This is a genomic window from Streptomyces sp. NPDC001137, assembly GCF_040298885.1.
In the GTDB taxonomy this organism is placed as follows: domain Bacteria; phylum Actinomycetota; class Actinomycetes; order Streptomycetales; family Streptomycetaceae; genus Streptomyces.
On record NZ_JBEPBA010000010.1, the window covers coordinates 53,732 to 73,950 of the forward strand.

18 protein-coding genes are annotated in these 20,219 nt (G+C 70.2%); 8 read left to right on the forward strand and 10 right to left on the reverse strand.

Features of this window, described 5'->3' with window-relative positions:
- Positions 1 to 23: 23 nt before the first annotated feature.
- On the reverse strand, positions 24 to 1,409 hold the full coding sequence (locus tag ABT254_RS21150) for a hypothetical protein (protein WP_351472162.1): 1,386 nt from the start codon (positions 1,407 to 1,409) through the stop codon (positions 24 to 26).
- 135 nt (positions 1,410 to 1,544) lie between these two features.
- Entirely contained in the window at positions 1,545 to 2,672 is a 1,128-nt protein-coding gene (locus ABT254_RS21155; protein WP_351472165.1) for an alpha/beta hydrolase, read from the reverse strand.
- Positions 2,673 to 2,896: 224 nt separating this feature from the next.
- Here ABT254_RS21155 and ABT254_RS21160 point away from each other — a divergent pair, with 224 nt between their 5' ends.
- From ABT254_RS21160 to ABT254_RS21185, 6 genes are all read left to right on the forward strand, one after another.
- A complete protein-coding gene (locus ABT254_RS21160) occupies positions 2,897 to 4,708 on the forward strand; it encodes a phosphatidylglycerol lysyltransferase domain-containing protein (RefSeq protein ID WP_351472168.1) in 1,812 nt (603 codons plus the stop codon).
- A 128-nt stretch (positions 4,709 to 4,836) separates the two neighbouring features.
- Positions 4,837 to 5,715, forward strand: a complete 879-nt coding sequence (gene folP, locus ABT254_RS21165) for a dihydropteroate synthase (protein ID WP_351472171.1) — start codon at positions 4,837 to 4,839, stop codon at positions 5,713 to 5,715.
- Entirely contained in the window at positions 5,712 to 6,215 is a 504-nt protein-coding gene (locus ABT254_RS21170; RefSeq protein WP_351472174.1) for a nuclear transport factor 2 family protein, read from the forward strand. Before folP ends, ABT254_RS21170 begins: the two co-directional genes overlap by 4 nt.
- 248 nt (positions 6,216 to 6,463) lie before the next feature.
- Positions 6,464 to 6,823: a dihydroneopterin aldolase gene (gene folB, locus ABT254_RS21175; RefSeq protein WP_351472176.1), complete on the forward strand. Its 360-nt coding sequence runs from the start codon at positions 6,464 to 6,466 to the stop codon at positions 6,821 to 6,823.
- Positions 6,820 to 7,431, forward strand: coding sequence for a 2-amino-4-hydroxy-6-hydroxymethyldihydropteridine diphosphokinase (gene folK / locus ABT254_RS21180; RefSeq protein WP_351472179.1), 612 nt, complete (start codon positions 6,820 to 6,822; stop codon positions 7,429 to 7,431). Before folB ends, folK begins: the two co-directional genes overlap by 4 nt.
- Positions 7,432 to 7,513: 82 nt before the next feature.
- Positions 7,514 to 7,999: a DUF3180 domain-containing protein gene (locus ABT254_RS21185; RefSeq protein WP_351472181.1), complete on the forward strand. Its 486-nt coding sequence runs from the start codon at positions 7,514 to 7,516 to the stop codon at positions 7,997 to 7,999.
- A gap of 29 nt (positions 8,000 to 8,028) precedes the next feature.
- Here ABT254_RS21185 and folE read toward each other — a convergent pair whose 3' ends face one another.
- The 6 genes from folE to dacB all read right to left on the reverse strand — a co-directional run bounded on the left by folE (position 8,029) and on the right by dacB (position 15,782).
- Complete coding sequence (gene folE, locus ABT254_RS21190; protein WP_351472184.1) at positions 8,029 to 8,634, reverse strand: GTP cyclohydrolase I FolE; 606 nt, start codon at positions 8,632 to 8,634, stop codon at positions 8,029 to 8,031.
- Positions 8,635 to 8,776: 142 nt separating this feature from the next.
- A complete protein-coding gene (ftsH, locus tag ABT254_RS21195) occupies positions 8,777 to 10,816 on the reverse strand; it encodes an ATP-dependent zinc metalloprotease FtsH (RefSeq protein WP_351472186.1) in 2,040 nt (679 codons plus the stop codon).
- A 195-nt stretch (positions 10,817 to 11,011) separates the two neighbouring features.
- Positions 11,012 to 11,572, reverse strand: a complete 561-nt coding sequence (gene hpt, locus ABT254_RS21200; protein WP_351472847.1) for a hypoxanthine phosphoribosyltransferase — start codon at positions 11,570 to 11,572, stop codon at positions 11,012 to 11,014.
- A gap of 53 nt (positions 11,573 to 11,625) precedes the next feature.
- Complete coding sequence (tilS, locus tag ABT254_RS21205; protein WP_351472189.1) at positions 11,626 to 12,669, reverse strand: tRNA lysidine(34) synthetase TilS; 1,044 nt, start codon at positions 12,667 to 12,669, stop codon at positions 11,626 to 11,628.
- Positions 12,670 to 12,861: 192 nt separating this feature from the next.
- Positions 12,862 to 13,986 (reverse strand): Rv3626c family coenzyme F420 biosynthesis-associated protein, encoded by a 1,125-nt coding sequence (locus tag ABT254_RS21210; protein WP_351472191.1) that lies wholly within the window; start codon positions 13,984 to 13,986, stop codon positions 12,862 to 12,864.
- A gap of 176 nt (positions 13,987 to 14,162) precedes the next feature.
- Positions 14,163 to 15,782: a D-alanyl-D-alanine carboxypeptidase/D-alanyl-D-alanine endopeptidase gene (gene dacB / locus ABT254_RS21215; RefSeq protein ID WP_351472194.1), complete on the reverse strand. Its 1,620-nt coding sequence runs from the start codon at positions 15,780 to 15,782 to the stop codon at positions 14,163 to 14,165.
- Between the two features lie 79 nt (positions 15,783 to 15,861).
- On the opposite strand from dacB, the gene ABT254_RS21220 reads away from it, so the two are divergent.
- Both ABT254_RS21220 and ABT254_RS21225 read left to right on the forward strand, forming a co-directional pair.
- The gene (locus ABT254_RS21220) at positions 15,862 to 16,353 is read left to right on the forward strand and encodes an inorganic diphosphatase (RefSeq protein ID WP_115906709.1); all 492 of its coding nucleotides are present in this window, start codon (positions 15,862 to 15,864) and stop codon (positions 16,351 to 16,353) included.
- Positions 16,354 to 16,457: 104 nt separating this feature from the next.
- Positions 16,458 to 18,128 (forward strand): threonine/serine exporter family protein, encoded by a 1,671-nt coding sequence (locus ABT254_RS21225; RefSeq protein WP_351472197.1) that lies wholly within the window; start codon positions 16,458 to 16,460, stop codon positions 18,126 to 18,128.
- A gap of 88 nt (positions 18,129 to 18,216) precedes the next feature.
- On the opposite strand, the gene ABT254_RS21230 is transcribed toward ABT254_RS21225, so the two are convergent.
- Together ABT254_RS21230 and ABT254_RS21235 are read right to left on the reverse strand one after the other, a co-directional pair.
- Positions 18,217 to 19,074, reverse strand: a complete 858-nt coding sequence (locus ABT254_RS21230; protein WP_351472200.1) for a DedA family protein — start codon at positions 19,072 to 19,074, stop codon at positions 18,217 to 18,219.
- A 177-nt stretch (positions 19,075 to 19,251) separates the two neighbouring features.
- Positions 19,252 to 20,034 carry a MerR family transcriptional regulator gene (locus ABT254_RS21235; RefSeq protein ID WP_351472203.1) on the reverse strand — a complete coding sequence of 261 codons (783 nt, stop codon included), beginning with the start codon at positions 20,032 to 20,034 and terminating at the stop codon, positions 19,252 to 19,254.
- Positions 20,035 to 20,219 lie beyond the last annotated feature (185 nt).

Consider the following 20,219-nt stretch of genomic DNA (forward strand, 5'->3'; position numbering starts at 1 on the left):
GGGCCGTCAGGGAACGGAAGGGCTCAGGAAACCGCGCTCCGGAGCCCCTGCACATCGATCTGCTCGGTCTCGTCGTGGGCCGTCAGGTCGATGACCTGGCCCTCACCGCGCGCCTCCTCGTCGGCCGGCTTGAACTCCGCCTCGGCCTCGGCCTTGTGGACGGCGAGCGCCTCCTGGCCGACCACGTCGGCGAGGTCCTCGTTCTGCACGGCCTCCAGGGCGTCCTGCGCCCCTTCCGCCTTCGTACCGAAGAAGTCGAATCCGCCCTCGACCGCCTGGCGGCGCACGGGCGCGGCCGGTACGACGGCCACCGCGGTCGGTGCGACGAAGTGACCGGCGGGCTGCCGCACGGGCTGGGCGGCCGGGGTGTGCCTGGCCGGAGTGGTGGCGGCCGCGCGCTCATGCCCGTCGACCGCCTGGGGCTGCCCCTGCGACTCATCCTCCTGGGCCGCGGCCTCGGTCTCACCGGGGGCGGTCTCGGTCACGGTGGCGGCGGGCTCGGCGGCGACGGGCTCGGTCGCGACCGTCTGAGCTGCCGCCGGGTCCGAACCGGCCTTCACCGTCACCGGCTCGCCCTTCGGGGAGACGCCCTTCGAAGCCTCGTCGCCCTTGGGAGAGCCGCCGCCCTTCGGGGAGTCGTCGTCCTCGGGGTCGGTGTCGTCCTCGGCATCGGCGCCCGCGGCCTCCTGCGAGTCCGCCGCACCGTCCGCGCCGCCGTCGTCCTTCGGAGAACCGTCACCGTCCTCGTCGAACTTCTTCAGCGCCGCCTTCGCCCGCAGGAACAGCTTGGAACCCTCCGGCGAGAAGATCGCCGGCGCCGCCGGCTCCTCGGCCCTGCCCTCGGAGGCGTCCGCCGAGGCAGCCACAGCCCCGGTCTCCTCCGTCACGCGCTCCGTCTCGGCGGCCTCGGTGCCGGCCGCCGGCACGGGCGGCAGCGCGGGGGCGGCCGGGGCCCCGGCCTCTATCTCGAGCAGGCGGCGGCCCTCCAGGGCGCTCGCGCGCTCGGTCTCGGCGGTGGCGTACCGCCGCAGCAGCGCCGCGTGTTCGTTGCGCAGTCCCGCCAGTTCGGCGCGCTTGGCCCGCAGCCGCTGCTCCAGCTTGGCGCGCAGCTCGCGCGACTCCTCGAGGTCGGTCTCCAGCTCGGCGACCCGCTCCTCGTGCCGCCACTCGTCGCTCGCCCGCGCGCGCGTGAGGTCGGCGACCTGCTTGCCTGCCTGGGTGTCCCAACGGCGCATGACGGCCGCGCCGACGACCGCCGTCGCCGCGGCAACCGCCGCTATGACACGGAGCACGGCCTGTTGCGAGAACACCCACGGACCGAAGGCGCAGACGAAAGAGACGCCTGCGATCGCCGACGGTGGCAGCAGTCTGTGCAAGGGCGGGGAATGGCGGTGACGTCCACGTGGCATGGCCAGAAACTTACCGCGCGTAGGCGAGCGTTGGTGCCCCGCCCCGCAAAAACACAGCCATACCGAAACGTTCACAGCGCATCAGGAATAGGCCTTTGCCGAATTCGGCAAGATCATCCCCTGTGGGAACCCTGGTCACCGGTCGCTCAGCCGCCCGCTGATCCACTGCAGAGTCGCGGGAATCTCCCGCCGCCAGGTGTTGAAGTTGTGGCCGCCGCTGTCAAGGATGATCGACGAGATCCGGGTCCGGTTCGTCGCCCGCACACCCTCTATGAACTTCAGTGTCGCCTTGTAGTTGGATTCCCCGATCTTGCTGCTGGTGACGAGCAGTGAAGTGTCCGGACCGGGCAGATGCTTGAGGCACCACCACAGGTCGGCGCGGTTGCGCAGCCGCTTGTCGCCGTGGAAGAGATCGCCCGTGGTGGGGTCGGTCGGCGCCTTGTAGTACGGCGACAGACCCGCCGCCGCGGCAAACACCCCGGGGTGGTGCATGGCCAGCTTCAGCGCGCAGTAGCCACCCGTGGAATCACCGATGATGCCCCAGCTGCCCGGCTTTTTGCCCACCCTGTAGTGCGCGAGTACGGCGTCGGGCAGGTCCTTGGCGAAGAACGTCTCCGTCTTCGGACCGCCGGGGATGTCCACGCATTCCGTGTCCCTCGGCGGCGCCACCGTCGGCCGCAGCATCACCAGGATCATCGGCTGCATACGGCCGTTCTTCGCGAGGCCCTGCGCCGTACTCGGATAGTGCAGCTTGTCCACGAGCGCCTGAGCGGTCCCCGGATATCCGGTGAGGACCACCGCCGCCGGGAACGTTCGCGTGCGGTACTGCGGCTGGAAGTACTCAGGCGGCAGATACACATACGCGGGCGTGGCGATGTTCGTCGTACGGCCGACGATGTCGACCCTCTGGATCTGGCCGCCGGCCTGCGGCCCCGAACCCCCGGCTCCACGCACGCGTGCCGTGTCGATCACCTGAAGCGGACCGCCGGAGGCGCCGAACGCCGTGTGGTTCACGACCACCCCCTGGGCCTTCTCCTGGCCGAAGAGGTCCGCCCAGCTGGCGTAGAACCCGAAGGCCTGGTTGGCGGCGAGGCCGACCGACAGGAAGAGGGCCAGCTGGGTTCCGAACAGCAGCCCGACGCGCCCGCTGACGGCCCGCCAGTTGCGCCGTGCCAGGCGCGGCCACACCCACACCGTGCCCACGAACAGCAGTACGGCGAACATCACTGCCAGCAGCAGCACTTTGTTGCTCGTAAGACCCATGACCTGCTTCCTGCCTGCGGTTTCCACCCGGATCCCGCATACCTTCGCGAGAGCTTGTCCGGAACTTTCCTCGGCCTTTGGACCGGCTTTGAGGAGAGGTTGGAACCTCGCTCCCCGAGACACCGTCCTAGAGGGCGCAATGTCGCCGGATGCCCGAATCGGCACCGGATCCAAGGTCTCTCGCAGAACTACGGGATGCGATGTCTGTCAGGACAGATGAGGAAATGTCGGGTGGGGTTCCCACTCGATCACGCAGCGCGCGGCGCGTATTCCGTGGTCCGCGCCCCGAGGTCGTCCCCGTCCTCGTCGCCAGAGCCTGCGCACTCGTAGGCGTTCTGGACATCGCCGCGGGCGTCTTCCCCCGCTTCAGGCACAGCCGTATGCACACGATCGCCGAGGTGCTGCCCGGGTCGTTCGGCCCGTTCGCGGCCGCGCTGTCGCTCAGCGCCGGCATCCTGCTGCTGCTCCTCGCGCACGGCCTGAAGCGCGGCAAACGCCGGGCGTGGCGCGCCGCGGTGGCGCTCCTGCCGGCAGGCGCGGTGGCGCAGTTCACATACCGCCACTCCCTCCTCGGAGTGATCATCTCGCTCGCGCTGCTCGCACCGCTGCTGCGCCACCGCGACCAGTTCGCGGCCCTGCCCGACCCGCGCAGCAGGTGGCGTGCGCTCGCGAACTTCGTCCTCATGGGCGCGGGTTCCCTCGTCCTCGGCTTGATCATCGTCAGCGTCCACCCGAACCGCATGGTCGGCGACCCGAGCCTGGCCGATCGCATTACGCACGTCCTGTACGGCCTGTTCGGCTTCGAGGGCCCCGTCGACTACCAGGGCAACACCTCCTGGACGGTCGCCTTCTCGCTGGGCGCCCTCGGTCTGCTGACGGCGGTCACGACGATCTACCTCGCCTTCCGGCCCGAACACCCCGCGGCCCGGCTGACGGAGGAGGACGAGGCACGCCTGCGCGCCCTGCTGGAGAAGCACGGCCGCCGCGACTCCCTCGGCCACTTCGCGCTGCGCCGCGACAAGGCGGTCGTCTTCTCACCCAGCGGCAAGGCGGCCGTCACCTACCGGGTCGTCTCCGGCGTGATGCTCGCCAGTGGTGACCCCATCGGCGACGTCGAGGCCTGGCCGGGCGCCATCGAGCGGTTCATGGACGAGGCCAGGGCCCACTCCTGGACACCGGCCGTCATGGGCTGCTCGGAGACGGGCGGCGAGGTGTGGACCCGCGAGACCGGACTCGACGCCCTGGAACTGGGCGACGAGGCGGTGGTGGACGTAGCGGATTTCTCCCTCGCCGGCCGCGCGATGCGCAACGTGCGCCAGATGGTCAAGCGCATCGAGCGCGCCGGTTACGAAACCCGGGTACGACGTGTACGTGACCTCGGTGACGCCGAGCTGGAGCGGATCCGCAACGCCGCCGAGGACTGGCGCGGCACCGACACCGAGCGCGGGTTCTCCATGGCGCTGGGCCGCATCGGCGACGCCGCCGACGGCGACTGCCTGATCGCCACCGCCCACAAGGCGGACGACCAGCCCGGTGAGTACGGCGACCTGAAGGCGATCCTGCACTTCGTCCCGTGGGGCACCGACGGCGCGTCCCTGGACCTGATGCGCCGCGACCGCTCGGCCGACCCCGGCATGAACGAACTCCTCATCGTCGCGGCCCTCCAGGCGGCGCCGAAATTCGGCATCACGCGCGTGTCGCTCAATTTCGCGATGTTCCGCTCGGCACTCGCGCGCGGCGAGAAGATCGGCGCGGGCCCGGTGCTGCGCGCCTGGCGCGGACTGCTGGTCTTCCTGTCCCGCTGGTTCCAGATCGAGTCCCTGTACAAGTTCAACGCGAAGTTCCAGCCCCGCTGGGAGCCCCGCTTCGTCGTCTACCGCGCATCGGCCGACCTGCCGCGCATCGGCTTCGCCGCCATGCAGGCCGAGGGCTTCGTCAACTTCGCCCTGCCGCTGCCGCGCTTCCTGCGCCGCCGCAGGACCGCCCCGCGCGTGTGCACGCATGCCGTCGCCGAGCGCGACGTACGCGCGGCATGACCACCTGACCCGGGCACCGGACGCCCGACCCTGTGAACAACGGCCCGGACGGAAACGGCCCTCCCACCGGAGGGCCACCGTCCGGGCCGTGGCGTCCTACCGCCGCGGCCGGGGCCTACGCTGAACGTATGAGCAAGCAGAGCGGACGCGGGCGCGTCGCGGGCCTTCCGGAGTGGGACCGCTGCGCGGTCATGGGAGTGGTGAACGTGACGCCCGACTCCTTCTCCGACGGCGGCCGCTTCTTCGACACGACCAACGCCGTCAAACACGGCCTCGACCTGGTCGCCGAGGGCGCGGACCTGGTCGACGTCGGCGGCGAGTCCACCCGTCCGGGCGCCACCCGCGTCGACGAGGCCGAGGAGCTCAAGCGGGTCATCCCCGTCGTCCGCGGCCTCGCCTCCGAGGGCGTCAGCGTCTCCGTCGACACCATGCGCGCCTCCGTCGCCGAACGGGCCCTCGCCGCGGGCGCCGCCCTCGTCAACGACGTCAGCGGCGGCCTCGCCGACCCCGCGATGATCCCCGTGGTGGCAGCGGCCGGCGCCCCCTTCGTCGTCATGCACTGGCGCGGCTTCCTGGAGGGCGGCAACGTCAAGGGCGTGTACGGCGACGTCGTCACCGAGGTCGCCGGCGAACTGCACGCACGCGTGGAGGCCGTCCTGGCCGGCGGCATCGCCCCCGACCGCATCGTCGTCGACCCCGGTCTCGGCTTCTCCAAGGACGCCGAGCACGACCTGCTCCTGCTCGCCCACCTGGACCGGCTGCTCGGCCTCGGCCATCCCCTGCTCGTCGCCGCCTCCCGCAAGCGGTTCCTCGGCCGGGTCCTGGCCGGACCGGAGGGCGCGCCCCCGCCCGCGCGCGAGCGCGACGCCGCGACGGCCGCCGTCTCCGCACTCGCCGCGCACGCCGGCGCATGGGCGGTGCGCGTGCACGAGGTGCGCGCGACGGCGGACGCCGTACGGGTCGCACGCGCCGTGGAGGGTGCGCGCGCTGCCGAAGGAGCCCGGTGAGCGCCCCCCACACCGACGTCGAGCAGGTGGAAGCCGCCAACACCGCCTTCTACGAGGCCATGGAGCGCGGCGACTTCGAGGACCTGTCGGCACTCTGGCTCGCCCCGTCCGACCTGGGGGTCGACGAGGAGTACCACGACCCCGCCGACACCGGAGTGATCTCGTGCGTGCACCCCGGCTGGCCCGCGCTCACCGGCCGCGGCGAGGTCCTGAGGTCGTATGCGCTGATCATGGCGAACACCGACTACATCCAGTTCTTCCTCACCGACGTGCATGTCTCCGTGACCGGCGACACCGCCCTGGTGACCTGCACCGAGAACATCCTCAGCGGCGGTCCCGCGCCCAGGGGCAGTGAGGAACTCGGTCCGCTCGTCGGGCAGCTGGTGGTCGCCACGAACATCTTCCACCGCACCCCGGCAGGCTGGAAGCTCTGGTCCCACCACGCCTCGCCCGTGATGACCGAAAACGACGAGGACGAGGACGGCGACACACCCTCCTGAGTGGGTAGGCGCCCCCTTGAGGACCAAGAAGTGGTTGGAATCACGGACCCCTGGGTAGGGGCGGCTACCAACCCATGAGCCGCCGGGTTCCCCAGGGGAAACACGGGATGAACCCTCCTGGTCCCGGCACGGGCCACGCTCCGGTGACCCGGTGCTGTCAGTGCCCGCAGGTAGATTCGTTCGAGGCCGGTGTGCCGCCCGCACACGGCATCGACCGGCCGTCACCGACGATTGCAGGAGTGATTCGCGTGGATCGTGTCGCGCTGCGCGGCCTCAAGGCCCGCGGGCACCACGGGGTGTTCCCCAAGGAGCGGGAGGAGGGCCAGACCTTCGTCGTGGACCTCGTCCTCGGCCTTGACACCCGCCCGGCCGCCGCCGACGACGACCTGGCGAAGACAGTGCACTACGGCATCGTGGCGGAGGAGGTCGTGGCCGTCGTCGAGGGCGAGCCCGTCAACCTCATCGAGACGCTCGCCGAGCGCATCGCCCAGGCCTGTCTGAAGCACGACGGGGTCCAGGAGGTCGAGGTCTGCGTCCACAAACCGGACGCCCCGATCACGGTCCCCTTCGACGACGTGACCGTCACCATCACCCGGGGCCGAGCATGACCGCGTCCTTCGCCACGGGTTCGAGCGACCCGACCGTACAGCCGGTACCCGCCTCCGTCGTGGCGCAGGTGGACGCCGCCGACACGACGCTCCACAACCCGAAACGGGCGGTGCTCTCCCTCGGCGCGAACCTGGGCAACCGTCTGGAGACCCTCCAGGGCGCCATCGACGCCCTGGAGGACACCCCGGGCGTCCGCATCAAGGCCGTCTCCCCGGTGTACGAGACGGAGCCGTGGGGCGTCGAGCCCGGCAGCCAGCCCTCGTACTTCAACGCGGTCGTCGTTCTGAAGACCACACTGCCGCCGTCCTCGCTCCTGGAGCGGGCGCACGCGGTCGAGGAGGCCTTCCACCGGGTACGGGACGAGCGCTGGGGCGCGCGCACCCTCGACGTGGACATCGTCGCGTACGCCGACGTCATCGACGACGACCCGCACCTCACGCTGCCCCACCCGCGCGCCCACGAGCGCGCCTTCGTCCTCGCCCCCTGGCACGACATGGAGCCGGAGGCGCAGCTGCCCGGCCACGGCGCGGTCGCCGCTCTCCTGGACGCCGTCACCCGCGAGGGCGTGACACCGCGCAAGGACCTGGAACTCCACCTGCCCGAGTAGTCGTTAAGGTCAGGACGGCAAGGTCGGGAAGACCACAGTCCGCGGGACGGTCCGCAGGACCCGGGGGAGCTGAAGGGACACCGTGAGAGAGCTGCGCATCAGGGTGCTGGTCGGCGTGTTCGTCGTGGCCGGAATCCTGTCCTGGGCGGGCGCCCGCCTCTGGAACTCGATCGGGACCCTGCCCAGTGTCCCCCTCGCCGCGCCCGTCGTCCTCGCCCTGATCGCGGTGGTCCTGCTGGCCACGGCGCTCTCCCTGCGCGGCCGTTTCAAGGCACAGCGCGAGCGCCGCCCCGAGGCCAAGGGGGTCGACCCGCTGATGGCGGCCCGCGCGGTCGTCTTCGGCCAGGCCAGCGCCCTGGTCGCCGCCCTGGTCGCCGGTATGTACGGCGGCACGGGCGTCTTCCTCCTGGAACTCCTCGACATCCCCGCCCGCCGCGACCAGGCCATCTACGCCGGCTTCTCGGTCGTGGCGGGCATCGCAGTGATAGTCGCGGCCATCTTCCTGGAGCGCGTGTGCAGACTCCCGGAGGACGACGAACACAACAACGGGGCGGCGTCGGCGGCCTGAGCCCGTGGGGCCTGCCCGCTCCTCCGGCGTCAGCGCGCCATGATCAGGCTCATCGCCTCGTTGCGGGTCGCGGGATCACGCAGCTGGCCACGCACCGCCGACGTTATGGTCTTCGCGCCGGGCTTGCGGACACCCCGCATCGACATGCACATGTGCTCGCACTCGACGACGACGATCACCCCGCGCGGCTCCAGGATCTTCATCAGCGAGTCGGCGATCTGCGTGGTGAGTCGTTCCTGCACCTGAGGCCGACGGGCATAGACGTCCACGAGCCGGGCCAGCTTCGAAAGCCCCGTGATCTTGCCGTCGACGGACGGGATGTAGCCGACATGGGCCACGCCCACGAAGGGCACCAGATGATGCTCGCAGGAGCTCAGCACCTCGATGTCCTTCACCAGGACCATCTCGTCGTGCCCCAGGTCGAACGTCGTCGTCAGCACGTCCTCGGGCTTCTGCCACAGACCCGCGAAAATCTCCCGGTACGCCCGCGCCACCCTCGCCGGAGTCTCCCGCAGCCCCTCCCGGTCAGGGTCCTCGCCGACCGCGATCAACAGTTCGCGTACGGCGTTCTCGGCGCGCTTCTCGTCGAACTCGCCGATCGAGCCCTCGCCGTTCAGCGTCACGGGGTCGGTCATGTGGTGCCTCGTTCCTGTGCGGGTCACGCGTGTGGGCCACGCGCCTCAATCTGCGACCTGGCTGAAATGCCGCGCCCCCCAGGCTAGAACCTGGGGGGCGCGGCATTCATTCCGGGCCGATGTGGCCGCGGGAGAGCGGTGGTCAGCTCTCCGGGCGGTCCTCCGGGGCCGTCTCGATCGCCGGGGCGGAATCCGCCGCCGTCGACTTCGCGGTGCTGATCGCCGGGGTCGCGCCGTTGGCGCCGTTCGTCAGTGCGAGCTCCTTCGGGGAGAGCACCGGCGGACGGGTCGACGGCGTGCGGCGGGAGGAGCCGGTCCAGGCGGGCCGCGGCGGGCGCTTGACGATGGGGGCGAAGATCTCGGCGATCTCCTCCTTGCCCAGCGTCTCCTTCTCCAGCAGCTGCAGGACGAGGTTGTCGAGGACGTCGCGGTTCTCGACCAGGATCTCCCAGGCCTCGTTGTGCGCGTTCTCGATGAGCTTCTTGACTTCCTCGTCCACCAGCGCGGCGACCTCTTCCGAGTAGTCGCGCTGGTGAGCCATCTCACGTCCGAGGAACGGCTCGGTGTTGTCGCCGCCGAACTTGATGGCGCCGAGCCGCTCGGTCATGCCGTACTGCGTGACCATCGCGCGGGCCGTGGCGGTGGCCTTCTCGATGTCGTTCGCGGCGCCCGTGGTCGGGTCGTGGAAGACGAGCTCCTCGGCCGCGCGGCCGCCCAGCATGTAGGCCAGCTGGTCCAGCATCTCGTTGCGGGTCGTGGAGTACTTGTCCTCGTCCGGCAGCACCATCGTGTAGCCGAGGGCACGGCCTCTCGACAGGATCGTGATCTTGTGGACCGGGTCGGAGTTCGGGGAGGCCGCCGCGACCAGGGCGTGACCGCCCTCGTGGTACGCGGTGATCTTCTTCTCCTTGTCCGACATGATCCGGGTCCGCTTCTGCGGGCCCGCCACCACGCGGTCGATCGCCTCGTCCAGCATGGAGTTGTCGATCAGCTTCTTGTCGCTGCGAGCGGTGAGCAGCGCGGCCTCGTTGAGGACGTTGCTCAGGTCCGCGCCGGTGAAGCCCGGCGTACGGCGGGCGACGGCCGCGAGGTCGACGTCCGGAGCGACCGGCTTGCCCTTCTGGTGAACCTTGAGGATCTCCAGACGGCCCTGCAGGTCCGGCGGGTCGACCGCGATCTGGCGGTCGAAGCGGCCGGGACGCAGCAGCGCCGGGTCGAGGATGTCGGGGCGGTTCGTCGCAGCGATGAGAATCACACCGCCCTTGACGTCGAAACCGTCCATCTCGACGAGCAGCTGGTTCAGCGTCTGCTCGCGCTCGTCGTGACCACCGCCGAGGCCGGCACCGCGGTGGCGGCCGACCGCGTCGATCTCGTCGACGAAGACGATCGCCGGGGCGTTCGCCTTGGCCTGCTCGAACAGGTCACGGACCCGGGAGGCACCGACACCGACGAACATCTCGACGAAGTCGGAACCGGAGATCGAGTAGAAGGGCACCCCTGCCTCGCCGGCGACGGCACGCGCGAGCAGCGTCTTGCCGGTACCGGGACGGCCGTAGAGCAGCACGCCCTTGGGGATCTTGGCGCCGACGGCCTGGAACTTCGCCGGCTCCTGCAGGAACTCCTTGATCTCGTGGAGCTCCTCGACCGCCTCGTCACAGCCCGCGACGTCCGAGAACGTCGTCTTGGGGGTGTCCTTGGTGATGAGCTTGGCCTTGGACTTGCCGAAGTTCATGACCCTGGAGCCGCCGCCCTGCATCTGATTCATCAGGAACAGGAAGACGACCACGATCAGGACGAAGGGGAGCAGGGAGAGCAGGATGCCCAGGAAGGGGTTCTGCTTGGACGGCGAAACGGTGTAGCCGTCCGGGATCTGCTTGTCCTGGTACTTGGTCTGCAGCGTGTTGGCGAGGTTGACGCCCTGGTCGCCGATGTAGCTCGCCTGGATCTTCGAGCTGCCCTCGACCTTTTCGCCGTTCTTGAGCTGGACCTTGATGGTCTGCTCGTCACCGGTGGTGAGCTTGGCCGACTCCACCTTGTTGTTGTTGATCGCTGCCACGACCTGGCCGGTGTCCACCGTCTTGTAGCCGCCGGACGAGCCGACGACCTGCATCAACACGACCACGGCAAGGACGGCCAGCACGATCCACATGACCGGCCCACGGAAGTATCGCTTCACGTCCATCCATACGGAGCGGTGTCGCCCCGTCCCTCCTGCCATAGTGAGTTTGATAAGACAGTTCTTCTGACGGTACCCCAGCATTGTCGCGCGAAGCCGCACGGGAGGGCTGGCAAACCCGTCTGCATGCTCCAACGGCGCGAAACCCGCTGGGGTTCCCGATCGTCCTACAAAGAAGGCTCTGTCGGCTCAGAGGCCGACTCAGCCGCCGTAGACGTGGGGCGCGAGCGTACCGACGAACGGGAGGTTGCGGTACTTCTCGGCGTAGTCGAGGCCGTAGCCCACGACGAACTCGTTCGGGATGTCGAAGCCGACCCACTCGACGTCGATGGCGACCTTGGCGGCGTCCGGCTTGCGCAGCAGGGTGCACACCCTGAGCGACTCGGGCTCGCGGGAGCCGAGGTTGGACAGCAGCCAGGACAGGGTCAGGCCGGAGTCGATGATGTCCTCGACGATGAGGACGTGCTTGCCCTTGATGTCGGTGTCGAGGTCCTTGAGGATCCGCACCACGCCGGAGGACTGGGTGCCCGCGCCGTACGACGACACGGCCATCCAGTCCATGGTGACGGGGGTGGACAGCGCCCTGGCGAGGTCGGCCATGACCATCACCGCGCCCTTGAGGACGCCGACGATGAGCAGGTCCTTGCCCGCGTACTCCGCGTCGATCTTCGCCGCCAGCTCCACCAGCTTCGCGTCGATCTCTTCCTTGGTGATGAGCACCTGCTTGAGGTCGGTGCCCATGTCTTTCGCGTCCACCCGCATCACTTTCGGTCGTCCCACCGGCCGCCCATCACCCCCCAAAGGGGGGCAAGGTTTCAGCCTTGCCGAATCACCAGTCTGCCACCCTGGCGCTGGGCGACGACTTTGCCCGGGAGATTGATGGCTCCCTGGCCGCGCCAGCCGGTGATCAGCCGGTCGACTTCCTCGATGTGGCGGGCGAACAGCGAACCGGCGGGAGCCCCGGCATCGATGGCCGCGCGGCGCAGGACGCGACGGCGCACGGCGGGCGGCAGGGCGTAGAGCTTGGCGCACTCCAGGAGGCCCGCGGCGTCGCGTACGGAGGCCGCGGCCTGGCCGGCCCAGGCGTCGAGGGCGTCGGCGTCGTCGCGGGAGAGCTGGGCGGTGCGGGCGAGGGCCTCGACGACGCCCTTGCCGAGCGCCTTCTCGAGGGCGGGCAGGCCCTCGTGGCGCAGCCGGGAGCGGGTGTACGCGGGATCCGCGTTGTGGGGGTCGTCCCAGACGGGGAGCGACTGGACCATGCAGGCCTTGCGGGCGGTCTGCCGGTCGAGCTGGAGGAAGGGGCGGCGGTAACGGCCGTCGGCCCCCGAGACCGCGGCCATTCCGGACAGGGAGCGGATGCCCGAGCCGCGGGCGAGGCCGAGCAGCACGGTTTCGGCCTGGTCGTCGCGGGTGTGGCCGAGCAGGATCGCGGCGGCGCCGTGGCGGACGGCCGCGGCGTCGAGTGCGGCGTACCTCGCGTCGCGGGCGGCGGCTTCGGGGCCGCCTTCGCGGCCCACGGTCACGGCGACGGAGTCCACCGGGTCCAGGCCCAGTTCGCGCAGCCGCAGGGCGACTTCCTCGGCGCGCAGGTCGGAGCCGGGCTGCAGCCCGTGGTCGACGGTGACGCCGCCGGCCCGGATGCCGAGTTTGGGGGCCTCGAAGGCGAGGGCGGAGGCGAGGGCCATGGAGTCGGCGCCGCCGGAGCACGCCACGAGCACGAGCGGCGGGGAAAGGCGCTCGTGCGGAGCCTGTTCCGGGAGCCCTGGGGGCTCGGCAGTGGTCCGGTGGTCGTTGAGGATGTCGTGGAGGACGCGGCGGACCGCCAGGCGTATCGCCGCGACCGCAGGATGGGGACCCATGTCCGGTTCCCTTCATGAAGTTTTCGGGGGGTGAGCCCGGAGTCGGTCACTCAGAGTGTGTAGATGGTGACAGAACCGGGCCGTTCCCCGAGCATCGCACGCCTACCCATGGCTCACGGTCCCTCGGACGGGTGATTGGAGGGGCGTTCGCCTGCCGTCGGCCGAATTCGTTTCACGACCTTCCCACGGGGTTCACGACTCACTCTTGCGGTGCACCCGCGCGACCCAGTCCGCCGGTTTGGCGATCTCCGCCTTGGTGGGCAGGGTGTTGGGGGAGGTCCACACACGGTTGAAGCCGTCCATGCCGACCTGGTCCACAACCGCCCGCACGAAGCGTTCGCCGTCGCGGTACTGCCTGAGTTTGGCATCCAGACCCAGCAGCTTGCGCAGGGCCATGTCCAGCCGGGAGGCGCCCTTCGCGCGCCGCTGCTGGAACTTCTCGCGGATCTCGGAGACGGACGGCACGACGTCCGGACCCACGCCGTCCATCACGAAGTCGGCGTGGCCCTCCAGGAGCGACATCACGGCGGTGAGGCGGCCGAGGATCTCGCGCTGCGCCGGGGTCTGCACGATCTCGACGAAGGACCGCCCGCCGTCCTCCTCCTCGCCCTCGGGGCGTCCGCCCGCGAGCGACTGGGCGGCCTCCCGGATGCGTTCGAGGACGGTCATGGGGTCGACATCGGTCTCCCCCAAGAAAGACTGGATTTCGCCCTCCAGGTGGTCGCGCAGCCACGGTACGGCGCTGAACTGGGTGCGGTGCGTCTCCTCGTGCAGACAGACCCAGAGGCGGAAGTCGTGGGGCTGTACGTCGAGTTCGCGCTCCACGTGCACGATGTTGGGGGCGACGAGCAGGAGCCGGCCGCCGCCGTTCTCCCCCGCGGGAAGTTCGCGGGTGGCCGGGGCGAAGGTCTCGTACTGGCCCAGCACGCGGGAGGCCAGGAACGACAGCAGCATGCCCAGCTCGACGCCGGTGACCTTGCCGCCGACCGCGCCGAGGACCGCGCCGCCGGGGGTGTTGCCGCGCCGCTCCTGCATCTTCTCCAGCAGCGGCTTGAGGATCTCCCGGAAGCCTGCGACGTTCGCCCGGACCCAGCCGGGGCGGTCGACGACCAGGATCGGGGTGTCGTGGGTCTCCTCCGTGCCCATACGAGTGAAGCCCCGGACGTGTTCCTCCGAGGCCTTGGCATGCCGGCGCAGTTCCGCGACGACGGCCCGGGCCTCGTCACGGCTCACGTCGGGGCCCGGCCGCACGAGCCGGGTCGCGGTCGCCACCGCGAGATTCCAGTCGACCATCTCGGCACCACCGATGCTCGTCATGCGTCAACGGTACGTGAGCGCTCCCACTTGGGGCAGGCCGCGGAGGGCGGCACCCGTGCCCGCGGCCGTGCGCAACGGCCAGGCTCTGTCGTTCGGATCAGGTCGGCCGTAGGGGACTGCGCCGTGGGGGAGGGCGTGCCAGGGCCCGCGACGCCGAGCTGATCGAACGACAGGGCCTAACTGCAGCCGCAGGCCGCCAGTGCCGTAGCCGTGCGGTCCAGCGCCGACTGGGCTTCCAGGGGGTTCGTGGTGTTCGAGGCCAGGAAGGCGAACGCCAGGAGCCGGCCGTCCTGGTCCACGACCGTGCCGGCCAGGGTGTTCACACCGGTCAGGGTGCCTGTCTTCGCTCGTACGACTCCTGCCGCGCCGCCCGTGTAGCGGCTGGTCAGGGTGCCGGTGAAGCCGGCCACCGGAAGGCCCGTCAGGACCGGGCGGAGTTCGGGGTGGGCGGGGTCGCCGGCCTTCACCAGCAGGGCGGTGAGCAGGTCGGCGGTGAGCCTGTCGTCCCGGTCGAGGCCGCTGCCGTCGTGGAACTCGGCGCCCTTGAGGGGGAGTCCCAGCTTCCTCAGTGCGCCGGCGATCGCGGACGCGCCGCCGTCGAAGCCGGCGGGCTTCCCCGCTGCGGCGGCCGTCTGGCGGGCCAGGGCCTCCGCGATGTCGTTGTCGCTGTTGGTCAGCATGCGCTCGACCAGGGACGAGAGCGGGGGCGAGGACACGGCGGCGAGGTTCTCGGCGCGGGTCGTCGCCTTGGAGGGGCCGGGCGACGTGGTCCTGATGCCGTGGTCCTCGAGGAACGAGCCGAACGTGCGGGCCGCGTCCGCCGCCGGGTCCGTCACTCGCTGGACGGGGCCGCTGGTCGAGTCGTCCGTGCGGCCCTCGTCGGCCATCAGGGCGCTCACGGGGGCGAGGTTGACGTTCACGCCGATGGGGTGGAGTTCGGGCCCGGCGTACAGGGTCGTGTCGTAGGAGAGCGTGACCTCCTTGATCCCGCGTTTCTTGAGAACCGCCGCCGTCCTGTCGGCCAGGTCCCGCAGGCTCGCCCAGCCCTGGGCGTCCTTGTGCGCCGTCAGGGTCGGGTCGCCGCCGCCGACCAGGACGAGTTCCTTGGTGTCGGGTTCCAGGGCCGTGCGGGTGGTCAGACGGTGGTCGGCGCCCAGCGTCGACAGCGCGGCGACCGCCGTGGCGATCTTCGTCACGGAGGCGGGGGTCAGGGCGGTGTCGGCGCCGGTGCCGTAGAGGCGCTTGCCGGTGGCGACGTCGACGACCGCGGCGGTGTGCCGGGTGCCGAGCGCCGCGTCCCCCAGCAGGGGGCCCAGGACGGCGGAGAGGGCCGGACCGGTGGGGGCCGACTTGACGGTGCTCATGGCGCCGCCCAGGCCGGTCAGGACGGATGCGGCGCTGGGGGCGGGGCGCGGGCCGCCGGCCGCCGAATCGGGCGTATCGGGATTACGTCCGTGATCTGCGCCACCCGTTCGGTCCAGGGCGGCTGCACGGTCCGCCTCGGCCGTACGCTGACCGGTGGAGTCCCAGGGGCCGGCGGCGGTCGCCACGGCGACGGCCAGCGTCACACCGGCGGTGGCGGCGCCCGCGGTGTACTGCCAGGTCCTGACGGTCTTCGGCCACCTGATGCGGGTGGGCCGTACCCGTGCGAGCTGCGGTTTCGTAGATGCCGCGGCTCGTTCCAGCTTCGGGCGCACGGCCCGGGCGGCCCGTGCCAGACGCGGTCGTACGGCGTTCGCGGCCCGCGCCACATGCGGCCTCGCCGCCCGCCACGGCCTCAGCTCTGGCACGAACACCAGCCCCTTTCGCGATCACACACCTGCGTGAGGGACACTTAACCACCAGAACTATGTGTTGATCATGGAGGAGCCACCGGTGGAGTTCGACGTCACGATCGAGATCCCGAAGGGTTCGCGGAACAAGTACGAGGTGGACCACGAGACCGGTCGGATCCGCCTGGACCGTCGACTCTTCACCTCGACCGCCTACCCGACCGACTACGGCTTCGTCGAGAACACCCTCGGCGAGGACGGCGACCCGCTGGACGCGCTGGTCATTCTTGACGAGCCGACCTTCCCGGGCTGTCTGATCAAGTGCCGTGCGATCGGCATGTTCCGGATGACGGACGAGGCCGGCGGCGACGACAAGCTGCTGTGCGTCCCGGCGACGGACCCGCGCGTCGAGCACCTGCGTGACATCCACCACGTGTCGGAGTTCGACCGTCTGGAGATCCAGCACTTCTTCGAGGTCTACAAGGACCTGGAGCCCGGCAAGTCCGTCGAGGGCGCCAACTGGGTGGGCCGGGTCGACGCCGAGGTCGAGATCGAGCGCTCCTACAAGCGGTTCAAGGAGCAGGGCGGCCACTGAGGTCTGAGTCGTCCAACGGGCCGTACGCGCACGCGTGCGGCCCGTTCGTGTTTCTGTGCGCATACTGGCGTAGCTGCACGCGTCGTACAGGGAGCGTTACTCAAGTGACGGAGGCGGAAGACCGCAAGCCGCAGTCGGACGAGGCCAGGGGCACGTTCGATCCCGAGATCACCTCGGAGTTCGCCATTCCGGCGGGCTTCGCCGCCCCCAGAGTCGTCGTCGAACCGGAGACCACCTCCGAGTTCGCCGTCCCCGACGGCCTGGACGTCCCGCAGCAGCCCGGCGCCGAGCCCGAGGGGTCGGCGTTCAGCACGCCGAACACCTACAGCGCCCGCCAGGCCCCGGCCGCCTTCACCCCGGCGACCGGCATACCGGTGGTCAGCCTCACCAAGGACGTGCCCTGGCAGGACCGGATGCGCACGATGCTGCGGATGCCGGTGGCCGAGCGGCCGGCACCCGAGCCGGGGCCGAAGGCGGAGGAGGGCGGTCCGGCCGTCCCGCGCGTCCTCGACCTGACCCTGCGTATCGGCGAGTTGCTGCTGGCGGGCGGCGAGGGCGCGGAGGACGTGGAGGCCGCGATGTTCGCGGTCTGCCGGTCCTACGGCCTCGACCGCTGCGAGCCGAACGTCACCTTCACCCTGCTGTCGATCTCGTACCAGCCGTCCCTGGTCGACGACCCCGTGACGGCGTCACGGACGGTGCGCCGCCGGGCCACCGACTACACGCGGCTGGCGGCCGTGTTCCAGCTGGTGGACGACCTCAGCGACCCGGAGACCACCATCTCGCTGGAGGAGGCCTACCGGCGGCTCGCCGAGATCCGCCGCAACCGGCACCCGTATCCGGGGTGGGTGCTGACCGGGGCGAGTGGGCTGCTCGCCGGGGCGGCCTCCGTGCTCGTCGGCGGTGACTGGATCGTCTTCATCGCGGCCATGCTGGGCGCGATGCTCGGCGACCGTTTGGCCTGGCTGTGCGCGGGGCGCGGGCTGCCGGAGTTCTACCAGTTCACGGTGGCCGCGATGCCGCCCGCGGCCATCGGGGTCGCGCTGACCGTGGCCGGGGTCGACGTCAAGGCGTCCGCGGTGATCACTGGTGGGCTGTTCGCGCTGCTGCCGGGGCGGGCGCTGGTGGCGGGCGTGCAGGACGGGCTGACCGGGTTCTACATCACCGCGTCGGCGCGGCTCCTCGAGGTCATGTATCTGTTCGTCGGCATCGTCGTGGGTGTGCTGGTGGTGCTGTATTTCGGGGTGAACCTGGGCGCCAAGCTCAACCCCGACGCGGCCCTGCGCATCGCCGAACGGCCGGGGTGGCAGATCGGGGCGTCGATGCTGCTCTCGCTGACCTTCGCCGTGTTGTTGCAGCAGGAGCGGTCCACCGTGCTGTGGGTGACGCTGAACGGGGGCGTCGCGTGGTGTGTGTACGGCGCGCTGCACTATCCCGGCGGGTTGTCGCCCGTTGCCTCCACCGCCGTTGCTGCCGGGCTGGTGGGGCTGTTCGGGCAGTTGTTGTCGCGGTACCGGTTCGCCTCCGCGTTGCCGTACACGACGGCGGCGATCGGGCCCCTGTTGCCAGGGTCGGCCACTTATTTCGGGTTGCTGTCGATCGCGCAGAACGAGGTGGACAAGGGGTTGGTGTCCTTGGCCACGGCTGCCTCCTTGGCCATGGCCATCGCCATCGGCGTCAACCTGGGGTCGGAGATCTCGCGGCTGTTCCTGCGGGTTCCCGGCGGGGCCTCTGCGGCGGGGCGGCGGGCTGCGAAGCGGACGCGGGGATTCTGAGCGCCTAATAGCTCGGTGCGTTCTGTTCCACGCGAGTGCAGGTACGTCGTGGTTTCTCGCGCACTTCCCCGCGCCCCTATGGGGCGCTTCAGTACTGCTGGTTGTAGGGGTACTGCTGGTTGCCGTACGCGTCCTGCTGGTACGGGTACTGCTGGTCCGGGTACTGCTGGTCCGGGTAGTACGGCTGCTGCTGTTGCGGCTGCTGCTGGTACTGCTGGTGGTAGCCCTGGTCGTCGGTCGGGGGGATGCGGCGGAGTCGGGTCGTCGCGTCGTCCATGACGGGGGGCTGCTGGTGCTGGGCCGGAGCCGGTGCCTCGGGGGTCTTCTTCGCCTTGGAGCGGGCGCGCAGGAACTCGATGATGATCGGGATCACCGAGACGAGGACGATCAGGATGAGGATCGCTTCGATGTTCTTGTGGACGAACTCGATCTTGCCGAGCCAGGAGCCGAGCAGGGTGACGCCGGCGCCCCACAGGACGCCGCCGATGACGTTGAAGACCACGAACGAGCGGTACTTCATGCCGCTGACGCCCGCGATGATCGGCGTGAACGTGCGCACGACGGGCACGAAGCGGGCCAGGACCAGGGATTTCGGGCCGTACTTCTCGAAGAACTCGTGGGCCTTGACCACGTTCTCCTGCTTGAACAGGCGGGAGTCCGGGCGGTTGAAGAGCGACGGGCCGACCTTCTTGCCGAACATGTAGCCCGCCTGGTCGCCCAGGACCGCGGCGACGCAGATCAGGGGGATGGCGGCCCAGAGCGGGAAGTTCAGCTGGTTGGTCGTGATCAGCAGACCGCAGGTGAACAGCAGCGAGTCGCCCGGCAGGAAGAAGCCGATGAGCAGGCCGGACTCCGCGAAGACGACGAGGAGCAGGCCCCAGATGCCGAACGTGTCGAGGAGGTAGTTCGGATCCAGCCAGCTCGGGCCGAGGGCAAGCGTCGTCACGGTTCCGGGCTCCTGAAGGGGTGGAGGAAGGTACGGCGTCCTTGTGTGGGCGCCCAAAGCTATCAACGCAAGGTGTCCGCCCCAGGTTCCACCGGTGTCTCCAGGATGCACTGTGCGCCGGCTGGCACAAAGCTGTGAGGTCTCCCGGCCCGGGAGCGGTCCCCCGGGCCGGGAGGGCTACGAGGTGCGACGGGACGCGTTCGCCTCGATGGCGTCCCTGAGGTGCTGCGCGAGGCCAGGGTGCATGGAGTCGTAGAACGCCTTGAACCGCTCGTCGGAGACGTACATCTGCCCGAAGCAGCGGTGCATCTCGTACGGGACCTCGAAGTAGTACCTGGTGATGTGCTGCCGGTGCTCCTCGGCCAGGTCCATGGCGGCCTGCCCGGTGGGCTGCTCCCCGGCGGCCACCAGCTCGGCGTACCGCCGGCCCCAGTCGTCGACCTCGGCCTGGATGCGCTTCCAGTCCTCCTTGGTGTACGTGGCGGCTCGGCGCTGCGACTCCGCGAACGCCTCCGTGTTGCCCCAGCGCGCCTCCGTCTCCTCGCGGTACTGCTCGGGGTCCTTGTCCCCGAACACCTCGAAGCGCTCCTCGGGCGTGAGATTGATGCCCATCTTGCGTGCCTCCATGGCGTGCTCCACGGCCGCCGCCATCTTCTGCAGCTTCTCGATCCGGGCGGTCAGCAGCTCGTGCTGGCGGCGCAGGTGCGCGCGCGGGTCCGCGGCCGGGTCGTCGAGCAGGGCGGCGACCTCGTCGAGCGGGAAGCCGAGCTCGCGGTAGAACATGATCTGCTGCAGCCGGTCGAGGTCGGCCTCGCTGTAGCGCCGGTGGCCCGCGTGGCTGCGCTCGCTCGGGACGAGCAGGCCGATGTCGTCGTAGTGGTGCAGCGTGCGCACCGTGACGCCGGCGAAGCCCGCGACCTGTCCCACGGAGTAGCCGTCCTGTCCTGCCGAGTGGCTCACTTCGTCCGCTCCTTTCTCGGTACGCACTCCACGGTGAGCCCTCACGCCACGTGAGGTGCAAGCCGGATTCCTGGGCGGATCCCCTCCGGATGTTGCGTCCGTTCTGCCCGCTTATGGTGGGCTGTGGCGCCGCTCTCGTCGTGGGCGTGGGCGCGGGCCCGCTGTTCGTCCTCTTACCGGCCGTT

Excerpts from the sequence above, each read along its gene's own strand:
- folK (WP_351472179.1), top strand. The coding sequence starts at position 6,820 with ATGACCGCGTCCTTCGCCACGGGTTCGAGCGACCCGACCGTACAGCCG.
- ABT254_RS21155 (WP_351472165.1), bottom strand. The coding sequence starts at position 2,672 with ATGGGTCTTACGAGCAACAAAGTGCTGCTGCTGGCAGTGATGTTCGCC.
- tilS (WP_351472189.1), bottom strand. The coding sequence starts at position 12,669 with ATGGGTCCCCATCCTGCGGTCGCGGCGATACGCCTGGCGGTCCGCCGC.
- folP (WP_351472171.1), top strand. The coding sequence starts at position 4,837 with ATGAGCAAGCAGAGCGGACGCGGGCGCGTCGCGGGCCTTCCGGAGTGG.
- ftsH (WP_351472186.1), bottom strand. The coding sequence starts at position 10,816 with ATGGACGTGAAGCGATACTTCCGTGGGCCGGTCATGTGGATCGTGCTG.
- ABT254_RS21150 (WP_351472162.1), bottom strand. The coding sequence starts at position 1,409 with ATGCCACGTGGACGTCACCGCCATTCCCCGCCCTTGCACAGACTGCTG.
- folE (WP_351472184.1), bottom strand. The coding sequence starts at position 8,634 with ATGACCGACCCCGTGACGCTGAACGGCGAGGGCTCGATCGGCGAGTTC.
- ABT254_RS21160 (WP_351472168.1), top strand. The coding sequence starts at position 2,897 with ATGTCGGGTGGGGTTCCCACTCGATCACGCAGCGCGCGGCGCGTATTC.
- ABT254_RS21210 (WP_351472191.1), bottom strand. The coding sequence starts at position 13,986 with ATGACGAGCATCGGTGGTGCCGAGATGGTCGACTGGAATCTCGCGGTG.
- hpt (WP_351472847.1), bottom strand. The coding sequence starts at position 11,572 with ATGCGGGTGGACGCGAAAGACATGGGCACCGACCTCAAGCAGGTGCTC.